We start from the raw sequence: 24,694 nt of genomic DNA on the forward strand, positions 1-24,694 counted from the left end.
AGAAAGCGACCCTTGATAGGTCGCTATCTTTCATTTCTGATGATTAAAATAACGTTTACGTTTGGATGGTTTGAGTTGGTTAATATCTACGGCTACAAATCCATCAATACAGTCAGCAAAATCAGCATCTATGTTAAAATCAACAAACTGTACACCGCCTGGTTCGCAGATCTCTGAATATTGTTTATACAAGGTGGGTACACTGACGCCTAAACTTTTCATCTTCGCTTTAAGTTCGGCAAAGGCTTCCTGGTAAGATTGCTCTTTATCAATCAGTTTTTGCTCGTTGCAGTGATAAGGTTGCCTTGCTTTTACCCAGGTAGCTGGGCTATTAAAGTGGGTTTTATAAAAGTTAACTAATGCATGTTTAGCCGCCGAAGGGTAAGCATTACTTAAACTAACCGGGCCGATTAGGTAATGCACTTCGGGAAAGCGTTTAAGATAAGCACCAATCCCATACCATAAGTAATTTAAGCTACGTGTCCCCCAATATTCTGGTTGCACAAAGCTACGACCCAGTTCCACACCTTTTTCGAGATAGGGTTTTGCACTCAGTTGATATTCGAAAAGCGTATTAGTATATAAGGCTTCTATGCCTTTTTCTTCAATGATCTGTTTGGTTTTCACTAAACGATAGGCACCGACAATGGCTAGTTTTTTATCATCCCAGAGCACAATATGATCGTAATAACTATCGTAGCGATCTCTATCCCTGCGTTTACCCGAACCTTCTCCAACTGCGCGAAAGCTAACTTCTCTCAGTCGAGCAATTTCACGCATAACAACAGAGTCTCCATTGTTATTGTACAAATAGATAGACATATCATCAGACGTACTACCCAGTAGCTCACAGGCCCTTATCTCCTCACGAAGAAGTTGTCGAGGCTCAGAGTAAGCTATATTTTCAAAACTACTTTCTAATGCTGGAATACCACGGTTTTTGGCCAGTTTATAAACATGTTTGCGGAATAGTTTTGCTTTGCCGTTTAAATCAAGGGGGAGGCTGTCGTAACAGTCAAAGGGGATGGCTTTCCCTATTCGAATTGGAATATCGCAGCGAGTTTGCTTAAACATTTCTCTTACTAACCACAGTGTGGATAAGGGTTTTGCGACTAAGGATAAACTATAAAAGAACCATGAATTTCGGGCATCGACAAAGATAGGAACAATTGGTGCTTTGGTTTTGGTTGCGAAGCGTAAGAAGCTATTTCTCCAGTGCGTGTCTCTTACTCCCATTGGGCTAATTCGAGACACCTCACCGGCAGGAAAAATGACCAATGCCGCATCATTTTCAAGGTGTGCTTCAATCGCTTTGATACTATGGCGAGAGGTACGGTTATTCATATTATCAACGGGCAATAATAACGCATTTAGTGGTTTGACTGCCATTAACACTGCATTTGCAACGACTTTTACATCGCGACGAATTTCACCCACCATTTTTAATAGTGCTAAGCCATCTAAACTGCCAATAGGGTGATTAGCGACAATAACCACGCGACCTTTTGCCGGAATTCGAATACGATCACGGCTACGTACGCTGTAACTAAAGTCAAAATATTCGAGGGCTTGTTCTAGAAAATCAAACCCTTGAAGGTGTGGATAGTTTTGTTCAAAGTGCTTAAATTCTCGTTCATGTAATAATTGTCTTAGTAAGGGGAGCAGACGTTTACGAATATAAGGTCGCTCTTCCAAGATAGGGATATTGTTGGATAAAACCGTTTCAACTGAAATCATATGGTACCTCCTAGATAATAGGTTAATGAGCTCAGATGACAGAGGGATGACATAATGTAAATTGCGCGAGTTATTTGTATTTGCATGCGAAGGTTGCTCGCTAAAGAGAGATAAACTAGCAATTTGAGTCGTTATTTATTGGCATTTATTGATGTAATTAATACACTTGTGAAAATTAAAGCTGCACCTAATATTTGGGTAATGGTGAGCGCTTCATTAAGCCAAATAATTGCAAAGATAGCGCCAAATAATGGTTCGCTACCCATTAATAAAGATACTTTTGTTGGTGATAGACGGCGAATTGCATAGTTCTGTATATAGAATGCGAATAAAGTACAAAATAGAATGAGATAAGCCATTGTTAACCAAAACTGTGGCTCTACAGGTAAAGTGATTGTTTCTAGTGGTTGAGTGATTAAACATAAAAGCATGGCACTGAATGCAACAACGAATGATTGAATCGCGGTCAAGGTTGATGTGGTGATCGATTTTCCTTCAGATAAACGTTTGGTTGCCGTGACTAAAACGGCACGTAATGCAGCGGCAAGTAAAATAAAATAGTCGCCAGTATTAAGTGAAAATGTTGAGCTTGTCGGGTTCGTCAGTAAATAGACACCGGGGATAGAACAGAAGGCCAACATTAATAACGAAGAAGGAATTGATACCCTATTAATAATAGGCTCAGCAAAGGCGGTTAATATTACTGATAGGCTAATTAAGAAAGCCGCTTTGGATGCTGTTGTTTCTGAAACGCCATAAACTTCGCAAAGAAAAATACTGGATAAAATCAGTCCACTTGGTAGTGCAACTTTCCAATCCTTATTTAAACCTCGGCGAAAGTCGCGGACTACAATGGGTATCATGCAGAGAAATGTGAGTGAGAAACGGATAGTAATAAAGAGCAAAATACTGGTAAAAAATAGGCTTTCCTTGGTTAACCCATAACTCGTTCCCCAAAAGATGGCGACCATTACTAACATGATTTCTGTGATTGGCCATTTTACGTTTATGGTCGGTGCAGTTGTTAATAGTGCCATCGTATTCCCCTTCTCTATTTTGACATTGAGAGTATTAACGATTAACTTAAGTGAAACAATAGTCTGAAATGGGATAGATAATTGCATCATGGACACGAATAAACTAATACCTTTGTTGGCTGAAATGGCTGTATTTGTGAAAATTGTTGAAGCAGGTACCTTTTCTAAGGCAGCTACATCACTGGGACTTTCTCCTTCCTCTGTGAGCCGAAGCGTTGCACGGTTAGAGCAAGCGGTTAATCAAAAGTTATTGGAAAGAACAACGCGAAAAATGCGGTTAACTTCCATTGGAGAAGAGGTTTTCTTATTATCGCGTGATATGTTATCGTCTGCAAAAATGGCCGTCTCTGCAGCGCAATCAAACAACAGTGAAATATCTGGTACATTACGAGTTGCTGCTCCTAAAGCGCTTGCTAGGCGAATGCTTATGCCTCATCTATTAAGCTTTGCTAAAATGTACCCTAAAGTGACTTTTCAACTTAAAGTTGCCGATCATTTTATCGATCCCGTTGGTAATGAAATCGATGTCGTTATTCATATAACAGATAACCCTGTGGAAGGGCTTGTGTCTAAGCATTTAGGTGTTTGCAAACAACTACTCTGTGGCAGTCCGCAATATTTAAAAAACCATGGCACCCCGGAACATCCTAATCAACTTGTTGAACATAATTGCATTAGTCTTGGGGAGTTTCCACGAGACAAAGAGTGGTTATTTAGTAAAGATAAACGAGTGCTGAAAATGAATATACAAGGTTCATTAACCGTTAATCATAGCGAGATTAGGAGAGAGGCAGTTTTGCAAGATATTGGTTTAGCACTTTTTCCTGATTTTATGGTGACACCTTATATTGAATCTAAGCGCCTTGTTTTATTATTACCGGATTGGCAAGTAGGGGGAAGTTATCAGGGCAATATTATTGCGCAGTATCCTCAATCTAAATTTATTCCCAGCCGATTAAAAGCTTTTGTTCTGTATTTACAAAACCAACTTACCGGCCAACAGTAATTAAAATTGAATGGTATACCCGTTACCATTCAAGATGCAGAAATCAGCAAGACGAGAGGTGAGCAGATTCTAGGCATAAAGGTAAAGATCTAACGGGTTAAATCGAGACTTTATAACAACGAAGATGTTTGCCTCTCGTCTTGCCCTGCGGGTCACTAGCTTGAACACCAATACTGCGTTATAACATTCGATAAGGGCTAGCCATTAAAGATGTAAAGTCTTGTTTTTACATCTACCGATAGAGGATTAACGCAGTTAATCGCTCGAAAGGTCATCATGTTACGCCTTGCCTTGGTATCCGAGCTAGTGACTGATAAACGCATCTTGATTGGTAACGGGTATAAATGACTTTATTCCTAGAAGTAATACACGTTTTAGCATAATTAAAGCCAGCGTTTTTTCTTAAAGAAGTAGATTAAACTAATCGAGATAATCGCCATTAATCCAATTAAATAGAAATAACCATAATGTGCTTTGAGCTCTGGAATATATTCAAAATTCATTCCGTAAAGACCTGCGAGAAAGCCTAGCGGGATAAAAATAGCCGTGATGACCGTGAGTATACGCATGGTTTCATTAAGTTGATGAGAAGTGATCGATAAATAGCCGTTTATTAGATCGCTACAGATATCGTAATGCATTTGCGATAAACTTAATAGCCGCTCAATACGTTCATGCACATCGATAACCGTATGGAGTTCGAGTGGCGTGATAAGCTCGGTGTCGTCTTCTACTAAAATTTTTAATTCGGAACCAATATTACAGTGATAATTAAAGGTTCGTTTTAATTTGGTCAAACGAGATTGATAAAGAGTGATTTCTTGCATCATTTTATCGTCACCGCCGGATTGAAAATCATCTTCAAGTGCTTCTAGTTTTTCTTCAAATTCAAATAAGTTTTGCAAGTAAATGCCACAACTAAAGTGAAAAATTCTGAGTGCTAAGGTAATAGGGCTTTTTTTTAGGTATTTTTCGCCTTCAATTTTAAATAGTTGGTCAATGGAAATGGATGGTCGATTATGACGGGTAATAAGCACTTTTTTACCAACAAACATACCAATTTGTAGGTGATCAAATAGTAAGTCTTCTTTTGAAGAGTGTACGCCGCGATAGAGCATGAAAATATAATCGTCAAACAATTCTATTTTTGGAGGATGTCGTTCGCGTTGGACATCTTTTATAGATAATGAATGGCAGTTAAGTTGTTTTAGTAATCGTGCTTCTTGTTCAAGGTCATGGGAGTCAATATCTATCCATAAATATGCATCAGGCTGTGATTGCCAGCTTTCTATTAGTGATTCATCACCGTATATGGTTTGCTGATCCGTTTGTAATAACATACATTTTATCATGAGCGCTCTCTTTTCAAGGTGTGCGGTACAAATACCATTACGTAGTAGATATCGCGAGTGTAACCTTATTATGATAAAAATAGGTAAGATTATATCGTTTCATTATTGAGGACGTTATGGATGTTCAAAATATCTTGATTGGTTAGGGAGATCGCCGTGCTTGATTGTTGAGATAAGGTCTAACACTAGTGGAAAAATAAAAGTAATTAGACCTTATGTTATTTAAGTTGAGTCGGATAAGTGTGTTTAGGATTGGGTTAAAGTCCAATATTCACGAGACAGTTCTTTGCCATTTTTATAGGTTACTTCGAGGTGTTTTTTACCATTTTCAAACCAGCCAGTCATCACACCATCGCTATGTTTACCTTGTTTATAGTTTGCAACAAGGCGTTTTTGTCCATTAATATACCATTCTGTTTGTGGGCCATCTTGTTCACCATTCTTAAAGGTTAATTGTTCTGATTTTTGGCCATTTTTATACCACTCGGTAACTAAACCTTCTATTTTTCCATCTTTATAATGTGCTTCATTGCTTTTTTGGCCATTGTAGTACCATTTAGTCGCAACACCATTTTCTTTACCATCTTTATAAGTCACTTCAACTGCTTTTTGACCATTATCATATTTTTGCTCAAATTCACCAGTGAAAGGGGTCTCTTCATTGATTTGATATGCAACACCATTACGTAACTGAAGGTAATCAACAGTCGCAGCTTGGGTTAGTCCTGCAAAGGAAAGTAAAAATAGTGTAAGAGGAATTGTTTTTTTCATAGGATCACCAAAATAAATTTTGTTAATAGGTAGTTAATACCACATCAGATTATTAATCGAAAACATGATGCTCATTAATCTGACAGAGCCTTTTCAGGTAGGTTCATGAACTGTTTACATTTATATGAAAAATAGTATTTTTTGCATATTTTATTCTTTATTGATGCGATTTTGTTTTGTTATTTCCGATGATTTAAGTTGAAAGGATTAGGCCTCAAGGGGATGTTTTACATTTATTTAAATTACTGCCGATTGGTTATTACATATTAAATTGGCATCTTTATTATTTGGGGTAAGAAATTCATAGTGTCAGGCTAAGGTGTGAAGTGAATATTATTGACATAAAGATGAAAAAAATTCACATTGATATAAATATTCATCCGAATATTTAATGATATACTAATCATTATTATTATATTTGCTTAAATAATGTAAGTGGGGATCATGGACGAAAAATCAAAAGATTTTCTAAATCAATATCTTGAGTCATTAACTGACTTTGATCGTCAAAAATATCACTCATTCAGTGCCGATTATTTTTGTGCCGATAAATATAATGCTAACGTATGTGCCGATCTGATTTGTATTGGCCAAAAGACCGCAACCTGTAGCCTTAAATATTGGTATGACTCGGGACAAGAACCAATGCCGCAGGTTGGGCATTTAATGGTAGTCACTGATTGGGATGGAACACCCGTTTGCATTATTGAAACTGACTCAGTAAAAACCTGCCGTTATATTGATGTCTCTGCTAATTTTGCATATTTAGAAGGGGAAGGGGATCGTTCCCTGGAATGGTGGCGTAAAACACATTGGCAATTTTTTGAAAAGGAGTGTGAAGAGCTTAATATCCAGCCTAGTAATGAGATGATATTAGTACTAGAACATTTTCATGTTGTCTATCAATAGTCGGCTTTAAGTTTAAAGTAGAAGGCTTAATACTAATCGTAATGATTATCTGACCTATTTTATTGATTAATATTGTTTATACTAATCGCAATAACTAGCTGATTAAAATAGTTTATTTCTTTGTTGGACGGTTGTAAAGAGGACAATCATTACATTAATTTTCGCCTTGAATTAAACCATTATTATACGTCTAACTGGAACATTTAATTAACTGAGTTGATATTAATACAATTGATATGATGAGTCTAAATTCTTTAGAAGCACAAAGGCAGCCGAAGCTGCCTTTGTTTTAATATCAATACTCATTAATTAAGCGTGATGTTTAAATTCAAATTTTCTATTATTTAAACATTAAAACGGAAATGTACAACATCGCCATCTTGAGTAATGTAATTCTTGCCTTCTAAGCGCCATTTACCAGCATCTTTTGCGCCAGATTCACCTTTGAATTCGATAAAGTCATCAAAGCTAACGACTTCCGCACGGATAAAGCCGCGTTCAAAGTCGGTATGAATAACACCGGCAGCTTGAGGTGCTGTAGCGCCTACTTTAACCGTCCAAGCTCGCACTTCTTTTACACCTGCTGTAAAGTAGGTTTGCAAATGCAGTAGTTGGTAACCACTGTTAATAACACGATTTAAGCCAGGTTCATCTTGGCCAATTCCTTCTAGGAATTCTTGTTTATCTTCTTCGTCAAGTTCTGCAATTTCTGATTCAATCGCTGCACAGACTGGTACCACAACGGCACCTTCTTTGTCTGCAATTTCGCGTACTTTATCTAAATATTCGTTATCTTCAAAACCATCTTCGCTGACGTTGGCGATATACATTGTTGGTTTTGATGTTAAAAAGTTTAAGTAAGCAACGGCTTCTTTTTCTTCTTTTGATAAATCTAAGCCACGAACCATGCCATCAGCTTCAAGATGTGCTTTAATTTTTTCTAAGACAGGCATTTCAAACTTAGCGTCTTTATCGCCGCCTTTTGCTTTTTTACTGACACGAAGTAGACTACGGTCACAACTTTCTAGGTCAGCAAGTGCTAACTCAGTGTTGATAATATCAATATCATCTGCAGGATCAATTTTACCCGCAACGTGAACAATATTTTCATCTTGGAAACAACGAACTACGTGACCAATTGCATCGGTTTCACGAATATTGGCCAAGAATTTATTACCTAGACCTTCACCTTTAGAGGCTCCTTCGACTAATCCTGCAATATCAACGAATTCCATCGTTGTTGGCAAAACACGTTGAGGATTAACAATTTCAGCTAATTGATCAAGACGAGGATCTGGCACCGGTACAATCCCTGTGTTAGGTTCAATTGTACAAAATGGAAAGTTAGCAGCTTCAATACCCGCTTTAGTCAGTGCGTTAAATAAAGTTGATTTACCGACGTTTGGTAAGCCGACTATGCCACATTTGAAACCCATGGTTCATATCCTATATTGTTAGTAGTTTGTATTAAATAAGCAGGAATTTTAAAGGAATATTATTCAGCTTTAAAGCTGTGTAAGCGATTCATCGCTTTTTCTAATCCGTCTTGGCCTAAAATATGAGTGCATCGTGCAGCTTCGTCAATACTTTGGTCAATTAAGCTTTGTTCTTTATTAGAGGGTCTACCAAGTACATAACCACTCACTTTATTACGATCACCCGGGTGACCGATACCGATACGAAGTCGGTAAAAATTCTTGTTATTACCTAATCGAGAAATAATATCTTTTAAGCCATTGTGTCCACCGTGACCACCACCTAATTTGAATTTTGCAACACCTGGAGGAAGATCTAGTTCATCATGAGCAATAAGAATTTCTTCAGGTTTAATGCGATAAAAATTAGCCATTGCAGCAACTGCTTTTCCGCTAAGATTCATAAAGGTAGTTGGAACGAGGAGACGTAGGTCGTTACCGTCAAATTGAATGCGTCCAGTTAAGCCATAAAATTTGGTTTCTGGTTTAAGTTGGATATTTTTTTGAGAGACGAGTTGTTCTAGATACCATTGTCCGGCATTGTGTCTTGTTTGTGCATATTCGGGGCCTGGATTAGCCAGGCCCACAAGCAGTTTAATCGTAGTTGACACGATTATTCAGCTGTATTTTCTTCAGTTTCAGCTACAGGAGCTTCTTCTTCTTCAGTTTGAGCTGTTTGTAAAGAAATTGAAACAACTGGAAGGTCGTGTTCTTCACCTTTAGATAGTTCAACTGATTCAACGTTAGCAGGTAATTTTAGATCAGAGATATGGATAGTATCACCAATTGCCATTGTGCTTAGGTCAACTTCAATGAATGCTGGTAAATCAACAGCGAAACAAGAAAGTTCAACTTCATTCGCGATGCGAGAAACAACACCACCATTTTTAACAGCTTCAGCAGTTTCTTCGTTTAAGAAGTGAAGAGGAACAGCTGTAGTTAATTTTTGAGTTGCATCAATACGTAGAAGATCTAAGTGTTGGATGCGCTCTTTATATGCATGACGTTGGATAGCTTTTAATACAACTTGCTCAGACGTACCATCAATTTCCAGATTTAAAACTGAAGAGTAAAATGCTTCAACAGCTTCAACTTTACGTAAGTCTTTTTGTTCAAACGTAACAGATACTGGCTCTTTGCCTGCTCCGTATACGATTGCTGGAACTAGATCTGCGTGACGTAGGCGGCGGCTCGCACCTTTCCCTAAATCAGTACGGCTTTTTGCGATTAATTTGATTGACATGGTGTAACTCCATTAGTGAGTATGCTGTTATTAGCATCTCAGATTTAAAAAGTGTTTTATCTTGCGACCAGATAAAACCGTCTTCTATTATTCTCTCTATTAGAGGATAAAAAAGGTGCCGTATAATAACGTAGTGGAACATTTTGTACAATCTAAAAGCATAAAAAAACACCTGTTTATTAAAAAATAAGCGGTGTTTTTTTATCAATCGAGAATTTAGCTATTTAAATAGCAGGAATTCTTATTTAGTAATGAAACATTGCAGAGATCGATTCTTCATTACTTACGCGGCGAATAGCTTCTGCTAACATGCCACTTAACGTTAATTGCTTAACTTTACCCGTTGCTAGGATTTCTTTTGCAAGTGGAATTGAATCAGCAACAATGAATTCATCAATGACAGAGTTTTTGATGTTTTCTGCTGCTTTACCAGAAAAGACAGCGTGAGTTGCGTAGGCATATACAGATTTAGCACCGCGATCTTTCAAGGCTTTAGCTGCTTGACATAATGTACCGCCAGTATCAATCATATCATCAACGATAATACAGTTACGGCCTTCAACATCACCTATTAAATGCATAACTTGTGCGACGTTTGCTTTAGGGCGTCGTTTATCAATAATGGCAAGGTCAGCATCATGAAGCAATTTAGCGTGAGCACGGGCACGTACAACACCACCAATATCAGGTGAAACAATCATTGGGTTGTCTAATTTTTTTTCTAACATGTCTGCAAGAAGTACTGAACTACCGAACACGTTATCAACGGGAACGTCGAAGAAACCTTGAATTTGTTCAGCATGTAGGTCAACGGTTAAGACACGGTCAACACCTACGTTTGATAAAAAGTCAGCAACCACTTTTGCGGTAATGGGTACACGAGTCGAGCGTACACGACGGTCTTGGCGTGCGTAACCAAAGTAAGGGATAACAGCAGTAATACGTCCTGCTGAAGCGCGACGAAGTGCATCAATCATCACGATGAGTTCCATCAGATTATCGTTGGTTGGTGCACAGGTAGATTGCACGATGAAAATATCATCTCCACGTACATTTTCGTTAATTTGAACGTGGATCTCACCATCACTAAAGCGTCCAACTTCTGCGCTTCCTAGTTTAATGAAAAGACGATCAGCAATTTTTTTAGCTAAATCGGGTGTCGCGTTACCTGCAAATAGTTTCATATTTGGCACTTTGAGGACCTCTGTCATCCTATTGAGTGGGAGTTAATAGCAACATGCTAATTAACATTTGTGACTGGTTTACATCAATCACTAACTTTTTAATTTAAGTGTGGATAATAATTCGTTTACGGGTGAATTATTTAACCCTTTTGCGGCAAAGGTATTTAGCCACGAAGGGGCGTTCTTTATTATAACTTGAGCTTCATCGAGTGTGGTTAATGTACTGAAAACACATGCACCGGTTCCGGTTAGTCTAGTCGGGGCGTATTCTACCAACCAGTCTATTGCCTTGGCAACCTCCGGATAGTTATTTTTTACACAGGGTTCGCAGTCATTTGACCAATTTTTAGCCATTAAATTTTGATGGGATTTTTTTGTGGTATTACGTGTTAAGGAAGGATCATTGAATACTTTAGGAGTACTAACATGGCATGTGGGAACGGCTACTAGGTAGCTGTTTTCAGGCGGGTTTATTGCCGTTAAACGTTCACCGACTCCTTCTGCAATTGCTGATTTTCCAAATACAAAAATAGGGACATCCGCACCTAATTTTAAGCCTATTTCAGCTAATTTTTCAGACTTTAAGTTGAGATCCCAATGATAATTTAATGCGATCAAAGTTGTGGCTGCATCTGAGGAACCACCGCCTAATCCACCGCCCATCGGTAGATTTTTTTCAATTTGAATATTTGCTCCGTAATCAATCGGTGCATATTGCTTTAATAGCATTGCCGCTTTGTAAATAAGGTTATCGGTTAAGGGAACATCAATAATATTGTTGGCTAAGGTAATTTGACCTGAATGATTAGGAGTGATTATTAAATAATCACAGCGATCAATAAATTGAAAGAGTGTTTGTAATTCATGGTATCCATCCGACCGTTGCCCTGTAATATATAAAAATAAATTCAATTTAGCTGGGGCAGGCCAACGAATTGTATCGCTATTTAACATGTCATTCTCGGTTAATTGTGTTTTGGTAGAGGAGAGTAGTCCGTATAAGCCCCTAGGCTAACTAATTTTTTAACGAGGATCTATTTCCCATTCAGAAATAGCGAATTTTAGTCTGATGTCTTGTTGTTTTAGTCCGACTTTTTTCGGTAAATAGACATTTTCAGTTGGCATATAATCGCTATAAGTAATTTCCCAAGGAATATTTTTATAATCGAAGCCCGACAAACTTAACACTTGATTATTACTATTGAGGAGATAGCTTGCATTGGCCGGATTTCCTTTTATCCATTGCTGTAACGCTTGAACTGGAATAACTAACCCCGACAGGTCTTTAATTAAGCTTTCGGTATCTTCTCCGTAATAATGTTTTCCTTTACTATCAATTATCTCGGTAAATTGTTTGGTCTTATTTAATTCTAAAACTGTTCCACCAATAAAAGTGGTTAATGTGATATGGAATTCATCATCTAATTGTTGCCAATAAATATTCAAACTATGTCTGTCTTCGGGGGTGATAACTGCGACTTTACCGCGAAAAGACCAAGTATCTAATGTGTTTAATTGTTGTAAATGAGTTTGCCAAGAGACATTACTGGGAGTGGATTTTGGTGTCTGCGTACAGCCTGCGAGTAAGCAAGCCATTAGGAATAAAATAATTTTCTTGTTCATAGGCATCCAATTATCGAGAAATATTTATTTACATAATTCTGAGTTACGTCGCTATTAAAACATTTAGTGATAAACATTACGATAATTAACTGAATAGATAACCTCAATTATGGATAAGCTAAACGATACAGTACTGTTATTTACGCGTTAAATCATCTCTCAATAACCCATTATTGCTGCGATGACTCGCCTTTAACTCAGTAAAACTAACAGTATGGTATGCTATATTTTGAAGCGATTGATACTGAGGTTTATTTCGCTTCTAGCTAGATAAATTGTTTGGTCAAAGGATGGAAATTGCTTTGTAATAACCATCGACTGTAAACTGTTACAAGTCATCAATATGAATACCAATTGTTGTTGTGATACTTAGTTTGTGTATTTGTCGCGAATAGTTAAAAATTGCGGCAAATTATTGAGTAATAAATCGACTAATGTTGGATCAAAGTGAAGACCACGTTGTTCTTTAAATAGAGCGAGTATTTTTTCTAAGGGCCATGCTTCTTTATATACTCGTGCACTACCAAGTGCGTCAAATACATCGGCGATTGCAGTAATACGCCCATAAATATGTATATCTTCACCCGCTAATTGTTGGGGATAGCCATTACCATCCCATTTTTCGTGGTGTTGATAAGCAATAATTGCTGCTGTTTTAAGTACGGGGCGGTCCGAGTGATTTAGTAAATTAAACCCTAATTCAGCATGTGTTTTCATAATAGTAAATTCATCGCTGGTTAATTTACCGGGTTTATTGAGTATGGCGTCGGGAATACCTACTTTACCAATGTCATGCATGGGGGAAGCAAATTTTATTAATTCTGCTTCAGCGGGAGAAATGCCAGTTAATAAGGCTAATAACTCAGAATACTCTGCAACTCGACGAACATGATCGCCCGTTTCTTTTGATCTTGTTTCTGCTATTTCGCCCATGGCGTAAACAATTTCTTTTTGTGTATTTAATACTTCTCTATTGAGATGCGTGATTTCTGTAATATCGGAACCATAAACCATTACTGAATCGAGTTCGATAGATCCTCGAATTAATAGTGAATACTCTTTACCATTATCCAATTGCAGTGTACGACGCTCAATAAATTGCTGGGAGATGATTCTTTTGAGGTCTAAATCCGCTAAATCAGAAAAGTCTTTTACATCGGGGAAAAGTGTTTTTGCGGGTTCATTGCGAAAAGCGATTTGATTATCAGACTTAAAAATGAAAACGGGTTGAGGATTATGTTTCGGTAACAAGTCACCATAGAAATGATCGCGTCCAGCTTGCGTTTCCGGTCTTATAAAGCGCGTTAATCCACATTTAGAGAGTAAACCGGAACGGATTAATATGTAGCCTAATGGTAAAAAAATGAACCATAAAAAATGAGTTCCCAGGGTAACGGCTGCTGCCCCTGAGATTATTCGAACTTGGCTTTCTCTTTTACTTAGATTAACTAACATATAATAGGCACTCTACATTTTTAATATAAATAAAAATATAGAGCGAAAGCGAAACATTGCAAACTAAATCGATGATTCTTATGCATTTATAATCTATTTTTGATTAATCTTATTTGGAACCTTGTTATTCTAAAAAGGTTATGAAATCAATAACTCCTGTGCATTAGCTAAGGTATGTTCGGTAATCGTATCTCCTCCTAATAAACGTGCTAATTCATTAATGCGTTCTTGATGATTTAAGGCAAACATACGGGTATTGGTAGACTTTCCATCACTTTGTTTATTAACGAACATTTGTTGATGACCATTGCCAGCCACCTGTGGAAGGTGAGTAACACAAAATATTTGTGTATTTTCTCCAAGACTACGCAGTAATTTACCAACAATAGCCGCCGTTGAACCACTAATACCGACGTCAACTTCATCAAAAATAAGTGTAGGGGTAGAAACGCGTTGGCTGATAATGACTTGAATCGCCAGTCCAATACGGGACAGTTCACCACCAGATGCGACTTTGCCGAGATCTTGCAATGTTTGTCCTGCATTGGTTGCAACTTGAAATTCAATGTTATCGATACCTAGGGGACTGAGTTGCTTGCATTCATTCTGTTCAAGCGCAACATGAAATTGGCCTTCCTGCATATTAAGTTGGTGAATACTTTTGGTTATTTTGGTGCTTAGTTCTTTACTGTAGCGTAGACGGCTTTGGCTGAGCTTACGAGCATGCTTAAAGTAGTTTTCTTCTGCATGTTGCAAATCGATGGTTAGTTGTTCGATTTGTATTTCACTATTGTTTAACTGTTTATATTCTTTACTTAATTTTTGGTGTAGTTCGTATAATAATTCGGGTTGAACTTGATGTTTACGTGCAAGGCTTAATATCTCGCTCATGCGCGTTTCGAGTTGTTGAAAATGTTCAGGATCAAGCTCTAAGTTGTCACGGAAATGACGTAATTCATAACTTGCTTCTTCGATTTGAATGACGGCTTCTTGTAAATTAGATACGATTGTTCCGATAGCTGGGTCGTTATCAACTTGCATTTCAAGTAACGAAATACTTTTTTGTAACAAACTAAGAGAATCGCCTTCTTCACCTTCACTAATTTGGTTCAAACTAACCTGGCAAGCTTCTAATAATGCGCCACTATTTGCCAATCGTTTATGTTCTTGTTCAATGGTCTGAAATTCATCTTCGCCTAGGCCAAAGTCATCGAGTTCTTCTATTTGATATTCAAGTAATTGTTTACGGGCTTGTTTTTCCTGTTGAGAAAGAAGCTGTTGTTTTAGTTGTTTATTAAGAAAGAACCAACCTTGATATGTATCTTTCACTTTTTGTAAAAGTGCCTGATGATTGGCATATTCATCGATAATTGAGAGTTGTATTTCGTTTTTTAATAGACTCTGATGTGCATGTTGACCATGAATATTAACGAGTAGATGCCCTAAGCTTTTTAATTGCGATACTGGAACGGGAGTGCCATTGATATAAGCACGAGAACGTCCTTCTTTACTGATGGTACGGCGTAATAGACATTCGTTATTATCATTTTCAAGTTCATTACTTTGTAACCAAGATAAGGCATGAGGCGTATCTTTAAGGTTAAAGCGGGCATTCACTTCTGCTTTTTCTGTATTCGTTCTTACCATATTTGCATCTGCCCGTTCTCCTAGACATAGGCCAAGTGCATCAATAGCGATTGATTTACCTGCGCCTGTTTCGCCTGTAATGGTTGTCATGCCCTGGCGAAATTCTAATTCGAGAAATTGAACAATAGCAAAATTTTGAACGGTTAATTGAGTAAGCATAATTTTCACACCTAAGAGATTAAAAAACACTGTTTATAGATACAGTTTACACTGTATTTATAAACAGTAAAGTTTGCAAGGGCATTTTATTTGACGACATTCAATTATTTAATAATAAAAACAATTAAAAATCATTTTGTCATAGAAGTGAAATAATTAATGGTTATCTTCAACTTCATTAAATTGTTTAATAATTCAATGCTAGCTAAGGAAATACTATGAGAGATAACAACTTGGATATGCAAATAGTGTCAGATGATTTATCGTATACACAGCCTACGAAAAAAGCGTCAAAAGTTAGAAAATGGCGTGAAATTGAAGCGTTAAAGGCGCGAAATCAATTATCAAAAGAGCTACAGGATATTGACCAAAGTTTTAAGCTTTCAGTAACGGATTTCTTTTAAGGTTATAACGCAACTTATCAAATTAATAATAAATTACTACCAAGCCTTTGGTTATTAAAGTAAAGGCTTGTGGTTTCCTTTTTCTTCTCGATTTCTTTTCTTTCACATGATACCCGACTATTTTAGTTAACAATAAACCAAGGCTTTATTATTGATTTTGCTTATAAAAGCCTAGATAAAATAAGGTTTTGCACTACGCTAATAGTAGACGATTATTTTCACGAACAAATAGGAGAAAACATGATAATTACAACTACTCCCACGATCGAAGGAAAGAAAATATTAGGCTACAACGGTGTGATTGCAGGCGAAGCCATTCTGGGGGCCAATATGTTTAAGGACTTATTTGCAGGAATACGTGATTTAGTAGGGGGACGTTCAGCTGCTTATGAAGCTGAACTTAAAAAGGCACGAGAAATGGCAATTGAAGAGCTAACTCAAAAAGCGGTAGATTTAGGTGCCAATGCTGTGATTGGTGTTGATATTGACTATCAGGTCTTAGGACAAAGCAATGGTATGTTGATGGTGTCGGTAAGTGGAACGGCTGTTGTTATAAGTTAAATAATTGTTTCCTTTATTGCTCATTTATAGAGCGTTACGTCCTGTAACGCTTATTCTTATTACATACTTTATTTAAAATAATTTGTTACCCCAACCTAATTTACTTTGTAAAACATGAAAGTAGTTGTAATTCTTGGGGTGGACTAATTTTAATTGATCTTTGGTTTTTTTTATAATCACTTCATCGCCCGGTAATACGGATAAATTAACATGGCTATCACAGCTTATTTGCATTTCTGATTTATTGGTATTTGATATTTTTAAATGCACGTAACTGTTTGCGTCAACCACAATAGGGCGGCTATTTAAAGTATGTGGAAACATGGGTAAAAGGCTAATCGCATCAAGGTGGGGAGTTAAAATCGGACCACCGCCAGATAGAGAATAAGCGGTAGACCCTGTTGGTGTTGAAATAATTAATCCATCTGCACGTTGATTAAGCATAAAATTTTCATTGATATAGACTTCAAATTCAATCATATGTGCAATTTTATCGGGATGAAGAACTGCTTCATTAACGGCTGTATTACTACTTTTTAAATGTCCATGGCGGTGGACTTGTGCTTCTAAGAGAAATCGTTTTTCTATTTGATATTGTCCTTCTAAAACATCCGTTAATGGTTGCTCAAAATTATCGGGATCAAGATCGGCTAGAAAACCTAAATTACCGCGATTGACGCCAATAACAGCAATATCAAAGCGCGCTAAAACTCGTGCGGCACCTAACATGTAACCATCGCCACCAACAACAATAGCTAAATCACAGGATTGGCCAATACCAACTAAATCGGTACAACTTATATTGTCAACGGGTAAATCATCAGCGATACGTTTATCAACAACTAGCTGGGCTCCTTTTTTTTCCAAGAAGTTATATAAAGCCATTAACGTTTGTTTTGCTGCAGGGTGATTAGGTTTGCCAATTAAACCAATAGTTTTAAATTCACTCTGCTTGCTATCTTGGCCGGGCATAAAGCACCTGTATTTAGTGAGGTTAGATGGATTTTGAGTATACCCAAACTAATTGAAGAAGCAACTTGCTGGGCGTTGGGAGCGGTTTTATTGTCATTATTATTGGCCGAAAAGAAATTTATTTTCTGATATTCAAATAACAGGGTTGAAACTGCTACGCTAGACCCCATAATAAAGAGGATCAATTTAATGAATAAAATGTAGGATTTAATAGATGAGTGAAGATCAAAACAAAACACCTGAAGAGCAGCTAGAAAACGAGCAACCTGAAAATGTTGAAGAAACAGCACCTGAAAACGAAGCAGAAGCTACGGTTGAAACTGCCCAAGAGATTGATATGGTTGCTGAATTAAGCCGAAAATTGGCTATTGCTGAGCAAAAAATTAAAGATCAACAGGATTCTGTTATCCGTGCAAAAGCTGAGATGGAAAACGTCCGTCGTCGTGCGACACAGGATGTTGAAAAAGCACATAAATTTGCACTTGATAAATTTGCAGAAGGGTTGTTGCCTGTTATTGATAGCATGGAGCTGGCCATTTCTCATGCAGATCAAGAAGACGAAGCGCTTAAGCCTATGATTGAAGGTGTTGAGTTAACGTTGAAATCAATGTTATCTACGATTGAAAAATTTGGATTGACACCTATTGACCCAGTTGAACAGGCATTTGATCCAGAGAAACATCAAGCAATGAGCATGCAGGTTGTTGAGGGTGTGCCAGCTAATCAAGTTATTGCAGTAATGCAAAAAGGTTATGAGTTAAATGGTCGTTTAATTCGTCCTGCCATGGTGATGGTCTCTAAAGCAGAATAAAAATTATTTTGCTATTTATTTGAAATAAAAGGTACTTCGGTACCTTTTTTATTTATTTTAAAATTTTTTTTAAATAAGCCTTGAAAGTCTAAATTATCGCCTCATATATACAGTATCGAAGCGATTTATGAAGTTCTTATAAAGTCGACTTACATATACAACGTAATATTAATAAGTTTGGAGTAGAGTCAAATGGGTAAAATAATTGGTATTGATTTAGGTACAACGAATTCATGTGTTGCTGTGCTTGATGGTGATCATGCAAAAATCATTGAAAACGCAGAAGGTGAACGTACCACTCCTTCAATTATTGCTTATACAGATGGTGAAACATTAGTTGGTCAACCAGCGAAACGTCAATCAGTAACAAATCCACAAAATACTCTTTTTGCGATTAAACGTTTAATCGGTCGTCGTTTTGAAGATGATGAAATTCAACGTGACCTTAAAATCATGCCTTACAAAATTATCAAAGCTGATAATGGTGATGCATGGGTTGAAGCACACGGTCAAAAAATGGCGCCTCCACAAATTTCTGCTGAAGTTTTGAAAAAAATGAAAAAAACAGCAGAAGAATATTTAGGTGAAAAAGTAGATGGCGCTGTAATTACTGTTCCTGCTTACTTTAATGATGCACAACGTCAAGCAACGAAAGATGCTGGTCGTATCGCAGGTCTAGATGTTAAACGTATTATCAATGAGCCAACTGCGGCTGCATTTGCTTACGGTGTTAACAATTCTAAAGGTGACAGTACTGTTGCTGTATATGACTTAGGTGGTGGTACATTCGATATCTCAATTATTGAAATCGATGATGTTGATGGTGAGAAAACATTCGAAGTACTTGCAACAAATGGTGATACTCATTTAGGTGGTGAAGATTTTGATAACCGTTTAATTAACTTTTTAGTTGATGAATTTAAAGCGGACCAAGGTTTCGACTTAACCCAAGATCCACTAGCAATGCAACGTGTTAAAGAAGCTGCAGAAAAAGCGAAAATTGAGCTTTCAAGTGCACAACAAACTGATATTAACTTACCTTACATCACAGCTGATGCGTCAGGTCCTAAACATTTAAATATCAAAGTAACACGCTCTAAACTTGAATCTCTTGTTGAAGACATGGTTAAAGCGACACTTGAACCTCTACGTATTGCATTAAAAGATGCTGACTTAAGCGTTGGAGAAATCAATGATGTTATTTTGGTTGGTGGTCAAACACGTATGCCACTAGTACAAAAAACAGTTGCAGAGTTCTTCGGTAAAGAAGCGCGTAAAGATGTTAACCCTGATGAAGCGGTTGCAATGGGTGCTGCAATTCAAGGTGGTGTATTATCTGGTGATAAAACTGACGTTCTTCTATTAGACGTAACGCCATTATCATTAGGTATTGAAACAATGGGTGGTGTATTAACGAAAGTTATTGATAAAAATACAACAATCCCAACTAAACAGTCTCAAACGTTCTCTACAGCTGAAGATAATCAAAGTGCGGTAACAATTCACATCCTACAGGGTGAACGTAAACGTGCTGCTGATAATAAATCATTAGGCCAATTTAATCTTGAAGGTATTCGTGCGGCAACACGCGGTACGCCTCAGATTGAAGTTACTTTTGATATGGATGCGGATGGTATCTTACATGTATCTGCAAAAGATAAAGATACCAATAAAGAGCAAAAAATCACCATCAAATCTAGTTCTGGTCTTTCTGATGAAGAGATCCAACAAATGGTTAATGATGCTGAAGCTAACGCTGAGTCAGATAAACAGTTTGAAGAAGTGGTTCAAGCTCGTAACCAAGCAGATGCAATGGTTCATGCTACACGTAAACAAATCGATGAAGCAGGTGATGCATTAGCTACGGATGAAAAAGAAAAAATCGAAGCTGCATTAAAAGAATTACAAGATGCTGCTAAAGGTGAAGATAAAGAAGCAATCGAAGCAAAAACAACTGCACTTGCTGAAGCATCTCAAAAACTGATGGAAATTGCACAGCAAAAAGCACAAGCTGAACAAGCTGGTGGTGCAGAACAACCGCAGGGTGATGCAAAACAAGATGATGATATTGTTGATGCTGAGTTTGAAGAAGTAAAAGACGATAAAAAATAATTCTTAAACTAACCTTTAATTGAATTAGTCTTTATTACTGAATAATGCGGGTTATGGAATTTCTTCATAATCCGCATGTTTGTTTGAAATACCAGCAATAAATTTGATGGTTAACAGCAATGCTGAGAAATTAAAAATGGCAAAACGTGATTGTTATGAAGTACTCGGTGTCAGCCGTAGTGCAACAGAGAAAGAAGTTAAAAAAGCTTATAAACGCTTAGCAATGAAGTATCATCCGGACCGTACTAAAGGTGATCACGAGCTTGAAGAGAAGTTTAAAGAAGTTAAAGAAGCTTATGAAATCTTAAATGATCCACAGAAAAAAGCGGCTTATGATCAATACGGACACGATGGTGTAAATCAGGGCCATGGTGGTGGCGGATTTGGTCAAGGTGATTTTGGTGATCAGTTCGGTGATATTTTTGGTGATATTTTTGGTGGTGGTCGCCGTGGTGGTGGTGCACAACGTCCGCAACAAGGTGCCGATCTTCGTTACAATATGGAATTAACACTGGAAGAAGCGGTAAAAGGTATTTCCAAAGAAATCCAAGTGCCGACACTAGTTCATTGTGAGCAGTGTAATGGTACGGGAGCGAAAAGTGGTTCCGATGTTAAGACCTGTGGTACCTGTCATGGCCAAGGCCAAGTGCAAATGCGTCAAGGTTTTTTTGCGGTTAATCAAACCTGTCCAACATGTCATGGTAAAGGTAAAATTATTACTGACCCTTGTACGAAATGTCATGGTGAAGGACGTTATGAACGCAGTAAAAAATTATCCGTTAAAATTCCAGCCGGTGTTGATACGGGTGACCGTATTCGTTTAAGTGGCGAAGGTGAAGCGGGTGAACGCGGAGCACCAGCTGGCGATCTTTATGTACAAATGCATGTACTTGAGCATGAAGTATTTGTACGAGATGGTGATAATTTGTACTGTGAAGTACCAATTAGTTTTACCGATGCTGCCTTAGGTGGGGAAATAGAAGTACCGACATTAGATGGACGTGTAAATCTTAAAATACCTGCAGAAACGCAAACTGGACGTATGTTCCGTATGCGTAATAAAGGTGTTAAATCTGTACGTAGCCAAAGTACTGGCGATTTAATGTGCAAAGTTATTGTTGAAACACCGGTTAAATTATCGATGAAGCAACGTGAATTACTAAAAGAATTTGAAGCATCACTTTGCTCTTCTAGTTCAAAGAAGCATAAACCAAAGTCTGAAGGTTTTTTAGACAGTGTTAAAACATTTTTTGGAGATTTAAGTAGCTAAAAAGTTACTTAAAATCGTTCTAAAAAACCACCTTCGGGTGGTTTTTTTATGGTAAAAGTATTATTCAACGTCAATTCTGAATTAGCTAAACGATACAGCACGGTATGATATTAAGTGATTGATACTGAGCTTTACTTCGCTTCCATTATCCAGAACTGAGATTATTTGCGACAAATATTCAATAGGACTTGTGATGAATAAAACAAGAATACTGGTATCGACATCTACTAATCCCTGGTTTAACTTAGCCGTTGAGGAAGTCATATTTCGAAAAATGGATCCTTTTCACCGTGTTTTGTTTGTTTGGCGTAATGCTGAAACGGTCGTGATAGGTCGAGCTCAAAATCCTTGGCGAGAATGTAATATTGAGCGAATGAAAAAAGATAATATTAAATTAGCAAGGAGGCAAAGTGGTGGCGGCGCTGTCTTTCATGATCTTGGGAACACTAATTTTACTTTTATGGCTGGAAAGCCTGAATATGATAAAACAGTCTCAACTCAAGTTGTGATTGATGCCTTAAAACAACTTGATATTAATGCAATTGCAAATGGTCGTAACGATTTAGTAGTTGAAGAGGGAGAGATAATTAGAAAATTCTCTGGATCAGCTTATCGAGAAGCAAAAGATCGTGGTTTTCATCATGGGACTTTGTTACTAAGTGCCGACTTAAGTCGTTTGGCTAATTACTTAACACCCAATCCTAAAAAACTTGCTGCGAAGGGAATTACTTCAGTTAAATCTCGCGTGACAAATCTTAATACGCTTAAACCAGATATTGATCATGATAGAGTAAGCGATGCGTTAATTAATGCTTACTTGGAATATTATCAAGATCAGGTTGATATCGAATATATTTCACCTGAGAGTGTCTCTAATTTACCTAGTTTAGAGGATACATTTAAGCTTTATAGCAGTTGGGAGTGGAATTATGGCTATACGCCTGAATTTACTCATTCGATGGATGAACGATTTGATTGGGGGAGCGTCGAAGTCTGTTTAAATGTGTTAAAAGGTCAAATTGTTGAAGCCAATATTTATACGGATAGCCTTGATCCTGCTCCCTTTGAAAGCTTGGCTTTCTTATTAAATAAATGTGAATATAATCAGCTGGAGATAACAGATAAAATGCAACAAACCATCTCAGAATTTCCTAATAATAGCGATCAATTAGTGGAATTTAGTCATTGGTTTTTAAAAGAAATTGAATAGAAAATAGGAGAGGCTTGATGATTGAGATAGCATCAATCCCTTTGTTTATATTTATTAAAACTTAAATTTAGATAATAATGCATTAAGTTGAATTACATTTTCTTTCATCGATGTTCCCGTTGTATAAACGGTCTCAATATCATGGGAATTCGCATTAGCTGCATCAGACACATTAATAATATTTTGCTCAATTTCAACTGCAACATGACTTTGTTCTTCTGCTGCAGTCGAAATTTGAATATTCATATGATTAACTTCGGTAATGTTTATCAGTACATCTTCAAGCGATTGTTTTACTTGCTCAACGGACTGCATCGAATCGTTTGCAAATTCACTGCTCACTTTAATTACAGATACAGCTTCTCCTACATTTTGACGTAAACGATTAACGATAGTTTGAATGTCCTGCGTTGATTGTTGAGATCGACCTGCTAGTGAACGAACTTCATCGGCAACAACGGCAAAGCCCCTTCCTAACTCGCCCGCTCGTGCGGCTTCTATGGCTGCATTTAGTGCAAGTAGATTGGTTTGTTCTGAAATACTAATAATCACATCGAGCATTTCACCAATACTGGCACTGTCTTCACCTAAACGGTCAATCACATTTTCAGCTGTGTGCATTTTATTGACAAGGTCAGACATATGTTGAGCTGTACTTTCGCTGTCTTTTTTACCGTTTTCAACTAGTTCTGATACGGATTTTGTACTGATTGCTGCATTGGTTGTATATTCTGCCACTTCACGTGAAGAAGCGGCCATTTCACTCATTGCACTTGCCGCTTGATCAGCTTCTCGAAGTTGAACTGACATGCCTTCTTTAGTGGTTGACGCTGATTTTTGCAGTATATCTGCCGTGTTATTTAATTGGTTAATTGAATCATTAACAGTGCTGATCGTATGTTGGGTTTTTTCAATAAAACTATTAATGTAACCTGAAGTGGTACCAAATTCATCCGTTCTTGATTGATCCAATCTTTTGGTTAAGTCACCCTCGCCATGCGCTAGATCTTCCGCTAGCTCTGACATATTGTTAAGGGGTTTAAGTAAGCCTGTTACGACGATAATATAGAGTGCTAAAAAGATCAGTAAAAATAACCCTGAAATAATATAAATGGTTAATTTCATTGTACCAATATAATCACTTTGTTGATTAAATACCTTTTTAGAGTGTTGTGTTGCAAGTGTTAGTATTTCTTCAACTTGTTCTGTGATCGCAGCTGCTGCATCGTCGAATTCAGGCATGATTTTATTACCGCCAGCGGGACCTTCAGAAATGTAGGCATTAGCCATTTTTTTACCTGTATTGAAGTATTGGTCTAAGGTAGATCCCATATTCCTATAAAAATTTGCATTATTGTTATCTAATAATGTTAGTTCACTCAGTAATTTTTTAGCAATAAGGTAGTTTTCTTCGGCAACTTCAATACCGTCATTCAAGCCATCTTGAGCACGCGTTGCACTGATGTCGCTTAACCATTGTTGCACTTGGATAACTGCAATTTTTAATTGATAATTTTTCTCTAAAATAGGCTCATTTACATCTTTTTGGCTTAAAGATAAATCGTTTATACGATTACTTTCATAATTCATCACGAGAGATTGAACAATAATGCCCAAAAGTAGTGTGAATAAAGCAATGTATAGTTTATTTTTTATATTCATTTATTTTAGTCCGATTAATTAATGAGTTTTTAGGGGCGTTTTAATAAATAGTGTAAAATACAGCGCGATGAATTTTTATTATCAATTCAATCAT

The 24,694-nt window shown here is 37.2% G+C and carries 22 protein-coding genes; 8 read left to right on the forward strand and 14 right to left on the reverse strand.

Features of this window, described 5'->3' with window-relative positions:
• Positions 1 to 30: 30 nt before the first annotated feature.
• Together ACR30L_RS04845 and ACR30L_RS04850 are read right to left on the reverse strand one after the other, a co-directional pair.
• Entirely contained in the window at positions 31 to 1,737 is a 1,707-nt protein-coding gene (locus ACR30L_RS04845) for a GNAT family N-acyltransferase (protein WP_435236907.1), read from the reverse strand.
• A 131-nt stretch (positions 1,738 to 1,868) separates the two neighbouring features.
• Positions 1,869 to 2,774, reverse strand: coding sequence for a DMT family transporter (locus ACR30L_RS04850; RefSeq protein ID WP_435236908.1), 906 nt, complete (start codon positions 2,772 to 2,774; stop codon positions 1,869 to 1,871).
• Between the two features lie 88 nt (positions 2,775 to 2,862).
• Here ACR30L_RS04850 and ACR30L_RS04855 point away from each other — a divergent pair, with 88 nt between their 5' ends.
• On the forward strand, positions 2,863 to 3,780 hold the full coding sequence (locus ACR30L_RS04855; protein ID WP_435236909.1) for a LysR family transcriptional regulator: 918 nt from the start codon (positions 2,863 to 2,865) through the stop codon (positions 3,778 to 3,780).
• Positions 3,781 to 4,163: 383 nt separating this feature from the next.
• On the opposite strand, the gene ACR30L_RS04860 is transcribed toward ACR30L_RS04855, so the two are convergent.
• Positions 4,164 to 5,132 (reverse strand): magnesium transporter CorA family protein, encoded by a 969-nt coding sequence (locus ACR30L_RS04860; RefSeq protein ID WP_435236910.1) that lies wholly within the window; start codon positions 5,130 to 5,132, stop codon positions 4,164 to 4,166.
• 246 nt (positions 5,133 to 5,378) lie between these two features.
• Entirely contained in the window at positions 5,379 to 5,903 is a 525-nt protein-coding gene (locus ACR30L_RS04865; RefSeq protein WP_435236911.1) for a toxin-antitoxin system YwqK family antitoxin, read from the reverse strand.
• A 444-nt stretch (positions 5,904 to 6,347) separates the two neighbouring features.
• On the opposite strand from ACR30L_RS04865, the gene ACR30L_RS04870 reads away from it, so the two are divergent.
• Positions 6,348 to 6,812, forward strand: a complete 465-nt coding sequence (locus ACR30L_RS04870; RefSeq protein WP_435236912.1) for an ASCH domain-containing protein — start codon at positions 6,348 to 6,350, stop codon at positions 6,810 to 6,812.
• Positions 6,813 to 7,156: 344 nt separating this feature from the next.
• Here the strand turns inward: ACR30L_RS04870 and ychF are convergent, their stop codons facing one another.
• The 8 genes from ychF to recN all read right to left on the reverse strand — a co-directional run bounded on the left by ychF (position 7,157) and on the right by recN (position 15,598).
• Positions 7,157 to 8,248 carry a redox-regulated ATPase YchF gene (ychF, locus tag ACR30L_RS04875; RefSeq protein ID WP_435236913.1) on the reverse strand — a complete coding sequence of 364 codons (1,092 nt, stop codon included), beginning with the start codon at positions 8,246 to 8,248 and terminating at the stop codon, positions 7,157 to 7,159.
• 59 nt (positions 8,249 to 8,307) lie between these two features.
• The gene (gene pth / locus ACR30L_RS04880; protein ID WP_435236914.1) at positions 8,308 to 8,898 is read right to left on the reverse strand and encodes an aminoacyl-tRNA hydrolase; all 591 of its coding nucleotides are present in this window, start codon (positions 8,896 to 8,898) and stop codon (positions 8,308 to 8,310) included.
• Between the two features lie 2 nt (positions 8,899 to 8,900).
• Positions 8,901 to 9,530, reverse strand: a complete 630-nt coding sequence (locus tag ACR30L_RS04885) for a 50S ribosomal protein L25/general stress protein Ctc (protein ID WP_435236915.1) — start codon at positions 9,528 to 9,530, stop codon at positions 8,901 to 8,903.
• A 245-nt stretch (positions 9,531 to 9,775) separates the two neighbouring features.
• Entirely contained in the window at positions 9,776 to 10,723 is a 948-nt protein-coding gene (locus tag ACR30L_RS04890) for a ribose-phosphate pyrophosphokinase (protein ID WP_435236916.1), read from the reverse strand.
• 81 nt (positions 10,724 to 10,804) lie between these two features.
• Positions 10,805 to 11,668, reverse strand: a complete 864-nt coding sequence (gene ispE, locus ACR30L_RS04895; protein WP_435236917.1) for a 4-(cytidine 5'-diphospho)-2-C-methyl-D-erythritol kinase — start codon at positions 11,666 to 11,668, stop codon at positions 10,805 to 10,807.
• A 69-nt stretch (positions 11,669 to 11,737) separates the two neighbouring features.
• Positions 11,738 to 12,337, reverse strand: a complete 600-nt coding sequence (gene lolB / locus ACR30L_RS04900; RefSeq protein WP_435236918.1) for a lipoprotein insertase outer membrane protein LolB — start codon at positions 12,335 to 12,337, stop codon at positions 11,738 to 11,740.
• Positions 12,338 to 12,706: 369 nt separating this feature from the next.
• Positions 12,707 to 13,792 carry an HD-GYP domain-containing protein gene (locus tag ACR30L_RS04905; RefSeq protein ID WP_435236919.1) on the reverse strand — a complete coding sequence of 362 codons (1,086 nt, stop codon included), beginning with the start codon at positions 13,790 to 13,792 and terminating at the stop codon, positions 12,707 to 12,709.
• Positions 13,793 to 13,930: 138 nt separating this feature from the next.
• On the reverse strand, positions 13,931 to 15,598 hold the full coding sequence (gene recN, locus ACR30L_RS04910) for a DNA repair protein RecN (RefSeq protein ID WP_435236920.1): 1,668 nt from the start codon (positions 15,596 to 15,598) through the stop codon (positions 13,931 to 13,933).
• 239 nt (positions 15,599 to 15,837) lie between these two features.
• Between recN and ACR30L_RS04915 the strand changes: the two genes are divergently transcribed.
• A complete protein-coding gene (locus ACR30L_RS04915) occupies positions 15,838 to 16,002 on the forward strand; it encodes a DUF3545 family protein (protein WP_435237870.1) in 165 nt (54 codons plus the stop codon).
• A 240-nt stretch (positions 16,003 to 16,242) separates the two neighbouring features.
• Positions 16,243 to 16,563: a heavy metal-binding domain-containing protein gene (locus tag ACR30L_RS04920; protein WP_435236921.1), complete on the forward strand. Its 321-nt coding sequence runs from the start codon at positions 16,243 to 16,245 to the stop codon at positions 16,561 to 16,563.
• A 72-nt stretch (positions 16,564 to 16,635) separates the two neighbouring features.
• Here ACR30L_RS04920 and nadK read toward each other — a convergent pair whose 3' ends face one another.
• Positions 16,636 to 17,535 carry an NAD(+) kinase gene (nadK, locus tag ACR30L_RS04925; RefSeq protein ID WP_435236922.1) on the reverse strand — a complete coding sequence of 300 codons (900 nt, stop codon included), beginning with the start codon at positions 17,533 to 17,535 and terminating at the stop codon, positions 16,636 to 16,638.
• 214 nt (positions 17,536 to 17,749) lie between these two features.
• Between nadK and grpE the strand changes: the two genes are divergently transcribed.
• The 4 genes from grpE to ACR30L_RS04945 all read left to right on the forward strand — a co-directional run bounded on the left by grpE (position 17,750) and on the right by ACR30L_RS04945 (position 22,938).
• Positions 17,750 to 18,346 (forward strand): nucleotide exchange factor GrpE, encoded by a 597-nt coding sequence (grpE, locus tag ACR30L_RS04930; RefSeq protein ID WP_435236923.1) that lies wholly within the window; start codon positions 17,750 to 17,752, stop codon positions 18,344 to 18,346.
• A gap of 192 nt (positions 18,347 to 18,538) precedes the next feature.
• Positions 18,539 to 20,458: a molecular chaperone DnaK gene (gene dnaK / locus ACR30L_RS04935; RefSeq protein ID WP_435236924.1), complete on the forward strand. Its 1,920-nt coding sequence runs from the start codon at positions 18,539 to 18,541 to the stop codon at positions 20,456 to 20,458.
• Positions 20,459 to 20,594: 136 nt separating this feature from the next.
• Entirely contained in the window at positions 20,595 to 21,728 is a 1,134-nt protein-coding gene (gene dnaJ, locus ACR30L_RS04940; protein ID WP_435236925.1) for a molecular chaperone DnaJ, read from the forward strand.
• 193 nt (positions 21,729 to 21,921) lie between these two features.
• Positions 21,922 to 22,938, forward strand: a complete 1,017-nt coding sequence (locus ACR30L_RS04945) for a lipoate--protein ligase (RefSeq protein ID WP_435236926.1) — start codon at positions 21,922 to 21,924, stop codon at positions 22,936 to 22,938.
• Positions 22,939 to 22,992: 54 nt separating this feature from the next.
• On the opposite strand, the gene ACR30L_RS04950 is transcribed toward ACR30L_RS04945, so the two are convergent.
• Positions 22,993 to 24,600, reverse strand: a complete 1,608-nt coding sequence (locus ACR30L_RS04950; protein ID WP_435236927.1) for a methyl-accepting chemotaxis protein — start codon at positions 24,598 to 24,600, stop codon at positions 22,993 to 22,995.
• Positions 24,601 to 24,694: the final 94 nt, after the last annotated feature.

It is taken from the genome of Psychromonas saccharinae, from assembly GCF_051201515.1.
Taxonomy (GTDB): Bacteria; Pseudomonadota; Gammaproteobacteria; order Enterobacterales; family Psychromonadaceae; genus Psychromonas.